The following is an 8,718-nucleotide window of genomic DNA, read 5'->3' on the forward strand; positions in this document are numbered from 1 at the left end:
TCCCATCAGCCACCCCAAAAAATGCCAGTCAAAACAAGGATCTTCGGGTCCTTGTTTCGTTTCAGGGGCGCGCTGGGGGCGAAGCCAAGTATGGGCTTGTTGGGTTGGATCGCCGCCTGTAGGTGCTCCTGCGAAGGAACCCGCACCAAGCTGGGGTCAGCCCTGCAGGGCGAACCGATCGACCGCCAGTGGTCGAGTCAAGGCAGACATTGAGTGCCCCAGACCGCTAGATCAACGCCAGACGTTCGGCGTCATTCTGGTACGGCACACCGGATTTAGGTCACATCGAGCCGTTTGACAGTTCAGCATGCGGACATTCGGCGCTGTGGTGCGCCCGCCCGAGACGGTCATACTGACAGCAACACAGGTGACTTACGACGATCAAGGCGGAATCCAGAAGTCCACACCCGGCAATCATCGAAAGGGAGTGCATGCAAATCCGCCGACCCAAAGTCTTGAATTTCCGGGGCATCGCCACACTCGACTGGAAGCTCGGCAATTCTTTTTGTTGTTTTATCGGGCCGCGTGGCCCTCGCGAGCAGATCCCCTTTGGTAGCAAAGTGCTTCGTACTCGACAGAACAACTCAGCGTTGTCTGGACCGATGTGACGCCGTTGTCCCAAACTGCTGGCGATGCCACCGAGAGAAGGCACTGAGTTCTGAGAATCCCAGCAGACTCGCGACGTCCGACAGTGGGCGGGAGCCGTCTTGCATATAACTGGCCAAAAGATCGCAACGCATGGCATCCACCAGCGCCTTGAATCCGGTGCCTTCAGCGTTCAGTCGGTTGGTCACTGTTCTGCGATCAACCCCCAAATGCTGGGCGATCACGTCGGCACGGCAATGCCCTCGAGGCAGTAGCAACACGACCAGCCGGCGTACGCGGTCGGTCATGCTGGTGTGCTGGCCATGTTCCGCTTCGAGCAATCGCAGCGAGTAGCGCGCCATGACCGGATCGGCACCCGGGTTGGGCGCCTGCAAGTCGCGCGCATTGCAGATGATGTCGTTGAACTCACGGCCGAACACAACCGAACCACCAAACACCTTGCGGTGCCAACCGGTATTCGTCGGCGCGGCGTGCCGAAAGCTCACGTGCCGGGGTTGCCAGCTGTCACCCAGAAAGATACGCAACAGCCGGAAGGTGGTGCCCATGGCCATTTCCACCGCCTGACGCACGGATTGCCCACCTTCGAGCACCGTTTCCTCGCGCAGACAGACCCAGTCCCCGTCTTGCACCAAGGACAGCGAAAACGCTTCGTTATGCAGGTGAATGTGGGCAACCAACTCTTCCAGCGCATGCCGCAGCGTGGGCTGATCTCGCAGCAGCAAACCCAGCGGCCCCAGGTTCGACAGCCGGCGCGTGGCCGCCATGCGAAGACCAAATGCAGGTTCGCGTGCGCGTTCGGCAGCCAGTTCCAGCAAGGTGCAGGTCTGCAAGGCCGAGATGGTCAGGTCCGGTTCGCGCAGGCAACGTTCGGGCAGTCCAACTTCGGCCACCAGCTGTCTGGCGTCCAGTCCACATTCGCTCGCCACCTGTTCGAAATGGGTCAGCGCGGCAGCGCGCAACAGGGCGGTCATGTTGTTTTCACCTGCATGCCCAAAATGTCAACTGCAATTCCCAAATTGTCAAGTCAAATGGGTCGGTGATGCACAGAATCTGCACCGTGGGGCCACTTGATTTGAGTGGCCACAGACGGAGACAGACATGAAGGCACTCATAGTTCACGCGCACCCCGAGCCCCGGTCGTTCAGCACGGCCTTGATGTCGACTGCGGTGGAGGAGCTGCGTCATCAGGGCCACGAGGTACAGGTATCGGATCTGTACGCTATGGGATTCAATCCCGTGGCTTCGAGTGCCGACTTCAACCAGCGCGCCAACCCCGACTACTGCGTCTATGCCCTGGAGCAGCGCCACGGGGTGGACACCGGCACCCTTGCCGCCGATATCCAAGCCGAGCTGGACAAGTTGCTCTGGTGCGATCTGTTGATCCTCAATTTCCCGCTGTTCTGGTGCTCCACGCCCGCCATCATGAAGGGCTGGATTGACCGTGTCCTGGTGTCTGGCAAGGTCTATGGTGGCAAGCGGTTCTACAGCCAAGGCGGCTTGAAGGGCAAACGTGCGCTGGTCAGCCTGACGCTGGGCGGGCAGGAACACATGTTCGCTGCTGATGGGGTCCACGGTCCCATGAAGGACATGCTCAAGCACCTGTTGCAGGGCACGCTGGCCTACACCGGCATGGACGTGTTGCCGCCCTTCATCGGCTGGCACATCCCCTACATCACCCAGGACGCGCGGCGAACCTACCTGGAGTCGTGGCGCACCCGCCTGCAATCACTGGAAGAAGAGGCCGCCTTGGCCTACCCGATGGCGATCTGAGGGTTTTCACCAGTATTCCCAAAATGTCAATCTAAGTTCCCGTTTGGTCAAGTCAAGTCGACCGACCACGCACAGAATTCCATCCACCCACACCGCTGCCGTGGCGCAGCACAAGAGGAGACAGAAATGAAAGTTGTACCGCTCACCTGCGCTATTGGCGCCGAAATCCAGGGCGTCAACCTGGCCGAAGCCGGACGCAATGCCGACATGGCTGGCGAGGTCAAGGCTGCGCTGCTCAAGCACAAGGTGCTGTTCGCCCGCGACCAGGAAATGACCAACGCGGAGCATGCAGCTTTCGCCCGCATCTTTGGCGACCTGGAGGACCACCCGTTGGCCCCCAGCACCAGCGGCGAGCCCGGCATCATCCAGATCTGGAAGACGCCCGACAGCCCACCCGAGCGCTACGAGAACAGTTGGCATCACGACGCCACCTGGCGCGAAAACCCACCCATGGGCGCGGTGCTGCGCTGCTTGGAATGCCCGCCGGTGGGCGGCGACACCATGTGGGCCAACATGGAGCTGGCCTACGAGCGCCTGCCCGACCACGTCAAAGAGACCATCGCTGGCCTGCGTGCCCGCCACAGCATGGAAGCCTCCTTCATGGCCGCCAAACCCGCAGAGGAGCGTCTGGCGATGAAGGCGCGTTTCCCCGATCCCGAGCATCCGGTGGTGCGCACCCATCCCGAAACCGGCAAGAAGAGCCTGATGACGGGCGGCTTCATCACCCACTTCACCAACTTCCACACCGCCAAGAACGTGCGCTTTGGGCAGGACTTCCACCCCGGCATGTCCAACCTGCTGGAGTACCTGGTCGCCCAGTCCTTCATCCCCGAGTACCAGATGCGCTGGCGCTGGACCCCGGGCTCCATTGCCATCTGGGACAACCGCTGCACGCAGCACTACGCGGTGATGGACTACCCGCCCTGCAACCGCCGCATGAACCGCGCCACCATCATGGGCGACCGCCCGTTCTGAGGAGCCGACCATGGACCGCCCCCTCCAACTCGGCCTGCACCACGAATACGCCGACCTCGGCGACGTGCGGCTGCACTACGTCACCGGCGGCGAAGGCCCGGCCATCGTGTTCCTTCATGGTTGGCCCCAGACCTGGTACATGTGGCGCGATGTGCTGCCCGGCATGATGCAGAACCACCGCGTGATCGCGGTGGACATGCGCGGTCTGGGCGACTCGTCCCGCCCCGCCGGTGGCTACGACACCAAGACCGTGGCCCAGGACATCTGGCGCCTGATGCACGACGTGCTGGGGGAGAAGCAGTTCTTCGTCGCGGCGCATGACTGGGGTGGCCCGGTGGCCTATGCCTTGGCCGCCCAACACCGCGACGCCGTGCGTGGCATGGCCATCTTCGATGCGCCGGTGCCGGGCGATGGCACCATCCTCACCGCGCTGGGCCGCTGGCACTTCGGTTTTCATGGCGAGGCCGACTTGCCCGAAGCCCTGGTGGCTGGCCGTGAAGACCTCTACCTGCGCTACATGTTCCGCAAGGGCGGTGCACGCCCGGACGCGGTGGCCGAAGAGGCCCAACGCGAGTACCTGCGCACCTACACCCAGCCCGGTGCGATGCGCGCTGGCTTCAACTACTACCGCGCCATGTCGCAGGACGCCAAGGACAACATGGCGTTCCTCAAGCAGGGCAAGTTGCAGATGCCCATCCTCGTATACGGCGGCGGTGCCGCCAACGTGGGCCGTGGTCTGTTCGCCATGGACTCCTGGCAGCACATGGCCGATGACGTGCGCGGTGGCGTGGCCGAAGGCTGTGGCCACTGGATTCCCGAAGAAAAACCCGCCTGGGTGGTTGAGCGGCTGCAAGACTTCTTTGCCACCGTGGCCAAGGAAGAAGCCGCCCGCCGCAACGCCCGCCCCCTCGTTTCCACTCCTCCAGCCCAGAAAGGCTCTTCCATGTTTTACGAAACCATTGACACCGCCCTGATCGACGTCGAATCCATGCCCTGGATCCCGTTCACGCCTTACAGCAACGAGATCCTGCTCAAGCTGATCAAGGTGGACCCGATCCGTGGCGAATGGGTGACGCTGCTGAAGATCCCCGGTCGCATGGAGCTGCCCATGCACCACCATGCGGGCACCGTGATGGTGTGGACCATTGCCGGCAAGTGGAAATACCTGGAACACGATTGGACCGGCACCCCCGGCAGCTTCGTGTTCGAAACCGCAGCGTCCCGTCACACGCCGGTGAACGTGGGCGACGAAGAGGTCATCACGCTCAACATCGTGCAGGGCGACTGGAACATCGTGACGCCCGAAGGCGCGGTGCTGGCCATCGAAAACTGGAAGACCATGATGGAACGCTACGTGAGCTACTGCAAGCAGCAGGGCATCACGCCCATCGACGTGTCCAGCTTCAGCGCCTGACGCTGACTGACCGTCCCGACCAAGACGAGGAGACAAAGCATGAAAAATTTACTCACACGCCGTGCCATCGCAGGTGCGGCCGTCCTCGCCACGCTGGGTGGCGTGGTGCCAACAGCACTGGCCCAGGCGTGGCCTGACAAACCCGTTCGCCTGGTGGTCGGTGGCCCGGCTGGCGGCGGGGTCGACCTCGCGGCCCGCGTGCTGGCCGAGCGCCTCACGCCACTGCTGGGGCAGCAGGTCATTGTGGACAACAAGCCCGGCGCGGCAGGCCTCATTGGTGCCGGTGACCTGCTCAAGTCGCCGCGCGACGGCTCGACCTTCATGGTCCAGCTCAACGCCATCGCGTCTGAAATTCCCCATGCGGTCAAAGTGCCCTTCGATCCGATGAAGGTGTTGCGTCCGATTGCTGAACTCAGCCGGTTCGGGCTGGTGATGGCCGCCAACAACCAGGTACCGGCCAACACGCTGCCGGAGTTCGTGAACTACGCCAAGGCCAACAAGGGCAAGATCAACTTCGCCTCGTACAGTGCCGGCACGCTGTCGCACACGCTGGGGATCGAGCTGAACAAGCTCGCAGGCCTGGACATGGTGCACATCGCCTACAAAGGTTCGCCGCCCGCGCTGCAAGATCTCATGGGTGGACAGGTACAGGTGTCGTTTGATGGGGCCGGCAACGTGGAGCCTCACGTGAAGTCGGGCCGTCTCAAGGTCCTGGCCACCACCGCACCGCAGCGCCTGCCCATGTTCCCCGACGTGCCAACCTTCGCCGAGCTGGGCTACAAGGACCTCACCGAGGTCATCTGGATTGGCCTGTGGACCACGCCCGACATGCCGGCGCCGATCCAGCAGAAGATGCGCGAGGCCACGCTCAAGGCCTTGCAGGACCCCAAACTGCGCGAGGCGTACGGCAAGATGGGCTGGGCGGTTGGTGGCAACGCCACCCCTGATGAGTTGATGGCGTCGCTCAAGACCGCCTCCGACAAACAGGCGGCTGCCCTGCAGGCCATCGGTTTCAAGCCCGAATAAATCCTCTTCATCACGCGGCGCCGTCAGTGTGCCGCCCCAGGGCCGGACGGGAGCCTCTTCCGCTCCGGCCCCATTTTTTCAGGAGCACTCCCATGCAAGGCCAAATGATGCAGCAGCCGCTGCTGATCTCATCCCTGCTGCGTCACGCCGAGCGCCACCATGCTGGCCAGCAGATCGTCTCACGCCGCGTCGAAGGCGACATCCACCGCTACACCTACGCCGATCTCGCGTCGCGTTCGCGCAAGCTGGCCAAGGCCCTGGCCAACCTGGGCATGGCCCCGGGCGTGCGCGTGGGCACCATCGCCTGGAACACCTACCGCCACCTGGAGCTGTACTACGCCGTCTCGGGCAGTGGCGCCGTGCTGCAAACCCTGAACCCGCGCCTGCACCCCGACCAGCTGGTGTGGATTGCCGACCACGCCGAGGACGAGGTGCTGTGTTTCGACAAGACCTTCCTGCCGCTGGTCGAACAGGTGGCCGATCGCCTCAAGACCGTGCGCAAGTTCGTGCTCATGGTGGACAAGGACCACATGCCCGCTGTGCCCAAGATTCCGGGCCTGATCTGCTACGAGGATCTGATCGCTGGCGAGCCCAACGACCACTTTGAGTGGCCCGAGTTCGACGAACTGACCGCATCGAGCCTGTGCTACACCAGCGGCACCACCGGCAACCCCAAGGGCGTGTTGTATTCGCACCGCTCCACGGTGCTGCACACCTTCGCCTCCAGCCTGCCCGATGCCCTGAACCTCTCCGCCCGCGACGCCATCCTGCCCGTGGTGCCCATGTTCCATGTCAACGCCTGGGGCCTTCCGTATTCGGCCTGTATGGTGGGGGCCAAGCTGGTGTTTCCCGGCCCGGGCCTGGACGGCAAGAGCCTGCACGAGCTGTTCGAAGCGGAAGGTGTCACGGTCTCGGCCGGTGTGCCCACGGTCTGGCAGGGTTTGCTGGCCCATGTCAGCGTCAACGGCTTGAGCTTCAGCACCATGCGCCGCACCATCATTGGCGGCTCGGCCTGCCCGCCGGCCATGATGAGTACGTTTGAAGACACCTACGGCGTGGAGGTCATCCACGCCTGGGGCATGACCGAACTGTATCCCATCGGCACCGTGGGCATCCTCAAAGGCCATCAACTCGATCTGCCCACAGAGCAGCGCCGCACCATCCAGGCCAAGCAAGGCCGGGGCGTGTTTGGCATCGACATGAAGATCGTCGGCGAAGACGGGGCGGAGCTGCCGTGGGACGGCAAGTCTTCGGGCGAGCTGCTGGTGCGCGGGCACTGGGTGGTGCAGCAGTACATCAAGGGAGAGAAGAGCCCGCTGGTGTCCGACAGCGCAGGCCACGGCTGGTTCCCCACCGGAGACGTGGCCACGATCGATGCGGACGGGTTCATGAACATCACCGACCGTGCCAAGGACGTGATCAAGAGCGGGGGCGAGTGGATCGGCTCCATCGACATCGAGAACATCGCCATGGCCCACCCGGCAGTAGCGATGGCCGCGTGTATTGCGGCCAAACACCCCAAGTGGGACGAGCGCCCGCTGCTGGTGGTGGTCAAGAAGCCCAACGCCGAGGTGAGCAAGGAAGACCTGCTGGCCTTCTTCGAGGGCAAGATCGCCAAGTGGTGGACCCCGGACGACGTGGTGTTTGTGGACGCCATTCCCTTGGGCGCCACCGGCAAGATGCTCAAGAACCGGCTGCGCGAGCAGTTCCAGGACCACCTGCTGTCCCCCGCCTGAGCGCCGAGCCTTCGTATGCCCGATCTCCGCGCCCGTCTCACGCCCCTGCTGCCCGGCCTGGCCATCAGCGCCGTGGTGGCGGTGGCGGCCATGTTCCTCTCGGAGCACTACGGTGCACCGGTCATGCTCTTTGCCCTCTTGCTGGGCATGGCGCTGAACTTCCTGACGCAGGAGGAGGGCGGGCAGAAGAGCCGCAGCGCTGCGGGCATCGAGTTCACCGCCAAAGCGGTGCTGCGCCTGGGCGTGGCGCTTCTGGGCCTGCGCATCACCGTTGACCAGGTGATGGCCCTGGGCTGGCCGCCGATGCTGATGGTGGTGTTGGCGGTGGCGTTGACCATCGGCGTGGGTGTGGTGTTGGCCCGCTTGCTGGGTTTTCGAATGTTCTTTGGTCTTCTCACCGGCGGGGCGGTGGCCATTTGTGGTGCCTCGGCGGCGCTGGCGCTCTCAGCCGCCATGCCAGCACACCCGCGCAAGGAACAGGCCACGCTCTTCACCGTCATTGGTGTGAGCACCCTGTCAACGATGGCGATGGTGCTCTATCCCCTGCTCACGCAGTGGCTGGGGATGGGGCCAGTACAGGCCGGAGCCTTCATCGGCGGCACCATCCACGACGTGGCGCAGGTGGTCGGTGCGGGCTACAGCATCTCGCATGAGGCGGGTGATGTGGCCACGCTGATCAAACTCATGCGCGTGGCCATGTTGTTGCCCGTGATTGCGCTGGCAGCCTGGTTGGCGCGCCGACATGAAGTGGCCAACGGCGACGGCCGCACGGGCACGCGTCCGCCCTTGCTGCCCTGGTTCGCGGTCGCATTTGCGGTGCTGGTGGCCATCAACAGCACGGGGTGGCTGCCGGTTGCTCTGGTCAACGCTGGCAAAAGCGCTTCCCAGTGGTGCCTGATCGCCTCCATGGCTGCCATCGGCATGAAAACCCACCTCAAGGACATTCTCACGGTGGGTTGGAAGCCGGTCGCGCTGATGGTGCTGGAGACGGTGTTTCTGGCAGCCCTTTTTGTTGGTCTTTTGGCCGTTTGATTCTTCTTTATTTGGGTACCCCCATGAGCTACATCGCACCCCTGAAGGACATGCTTTTTGACATCGAGCACCTGGCCAACATCGCCCAGGTGGCGCAGTTGCCTGGCTTCGAAGACGCCGGTCTGGAGACGGCGCAAGCCGTGCTGGAGGAGTGCGCCA

8 protein-coding genes are annotated in these 8,718 nt (G+C 63.4%); 7 read left to right on the forward strand and 1 reads right to left on the reverse strand.

Annotated features, from left to right (window positions below):
- Positions 1–584 precede the first annotated feature (584 nt).
- Complete coding sequence (locus VFW93_RS09845) at positions 585–1,577, reverse strand: AraC family transcriptional regulator (protein WP_329693822.1); 993 nt, start codon at positions 1,575–1,577, stop codon at positions 585–587.
- Positions 1,578–1,704: 127 nt separating this feature from the next.
- Between VFW93_RS09845 and VFW93_RS09850 the strand changes: the two genes are divergently transcribed.
- The 7 genes from VFW93_RS09850 to VFW93_RS09880 all read left to right on the forward strand — a co-directional run.
- Entirely contained in the window at positions 1,705–2,376 is a 672-nt protein-coding gene (locus VFW93_RS09850; protein ID WP_329693823.1) for an NAD(P)H-dependent oxidoreductase, read from the forward strand.
- Between the two features lie 126 nt (positions 2,377–2,502).
- Complete coding sequence (locus VFW93_RS09855; protein WP_329693824.1) at positions 2,503–3,351, forward strand: TauD/TfdA dioxygenase family protein; 849 nt, start codon at positions 2,503–2,505, stop codon at positions 3,349–3,351.
- A gap of 10 nt (positions 3,352–3,361) precedes the next feature.
- Complete coding sequence (locus VFW93_RS09860; protein ID WP_329693825.1) at positions 3,362–4,765, forward strand: alpha/beta fold hydrolase; 1,404 nt, start codon at positions 3,362–3,364, stop codon at positions 4,763–4,765.
- 39 nt (positions 4,766–4,804) lie between these two features.
- On the forward strand, positions 4,805–5,791 hold the full coding sequence (locus VFW93_RS09865; protein ID WP_329693826.1) for a tripartite tricarboxylate transporter substrate binding protein: 987 nt from the start codon (positions 4,805–4,807) through the stop codon (positions 5,789–5,791).
- Positions 5,792–5,883: 92 nt separating this feature from the next.
- Positions 5,884–7,527 carry a 3-(methylthio)propionyl-CoA ligase gene (locus VFW93_RS09870; RefSeq protein ID WP_329693827.1) on the forward strand — a complete coding sequence of 548 codons (1,644 nt, stop codon included), beginning with the start codon at positions 5,884–5,886 and terminating at the stop codon, positions 7,525–7,527.
- A 15-nt stretch (positions 7,528–7,542) separates the two neighbouring features.
- Positions 7,543–8,559: a YeiH family protein gene (locus VFW93_RS09875; RefSeq protein WP_329693828.1), complete on the forward strand. Its 1,017-nt coding sequence runs from the start codon at positions 7,543–7,545 to the stop codon at positions 8,557–8,559.
- A gap of 23 nt (positions 8,560–8,582) precedes the next feature.
- The coding region (locus VFW93_RS09880; protein WP_329693829.1) for an acyl-CoA dehydrogenase N-terminal domain-containing protein at positions 8,583–8,718 on the forward strand (136 nt) is incomplete at its 3' end.

Source organism: Aquabacterium sp. (assembly GCF_036279675.1).
Lineage (GTDB): Bacteria > Pseudomonadota > Gammaproteobacteria > Burkholderiales > Burkholderiaceae_C > Aquabacterium.

What these genes read in the sequence shown, in the direction of transcription:
- VFW93_RS09845 (WP_329693822.1), bottom strand. Translation starts at nt 1,577, where the DNA reads ATGACCGCCCTGTTGCGCGCTGCCGCGCTGACCCATTTCGAACAGGTG.
- VFW93_RS09850 (WP_329693823.1), top strand. Translation starts at nt 1,705, where the DNA reads ATGAAGGCACTCATAGTTCACGCGCACCCCGAGCCCCGGTCGTTCAGC.
- VFW93_RS09855 (WP_329693824.1), top strand. Translation starts at nt 2,503, where the DNA reads ATGAAAGTTGTACCGCTCACCTGCGCTATTGGCGCCGAAATCCAGGGC.
- VFW93_RS09860 (WP_329693825.1), top strand. Translation starts at nt 3,362, where the DNA reads ATGGACCGCCCCCTCCAACTCGGCCTGCACCACGAATACGCCGACCTC.
- VFW93_RS09865 (WP_329693826.1), top strand. Translation starts at nt 4,805, where the DNA reads ATGAAAAATTTACTCACACGCCGTGCCATCGCAGGTGCGGCCGTCCTC.
- VFW93_RS09870 (WP_329693827.1), top strand. Translation starts at nt 5,884, where the DNA reads ATGCAAGGCCAAATGATGCAGCAGCCGCTGCTGATCTCATCCCTGCTG.
- VFW93_RS09875 (WP_329693828.1), top strand. Translation starts at nt 7,543, where the DNA reads ATGCCCGATCTCCGCGCCCGTCTCACGCCCCTGCTGCCCGGCCTGGCC.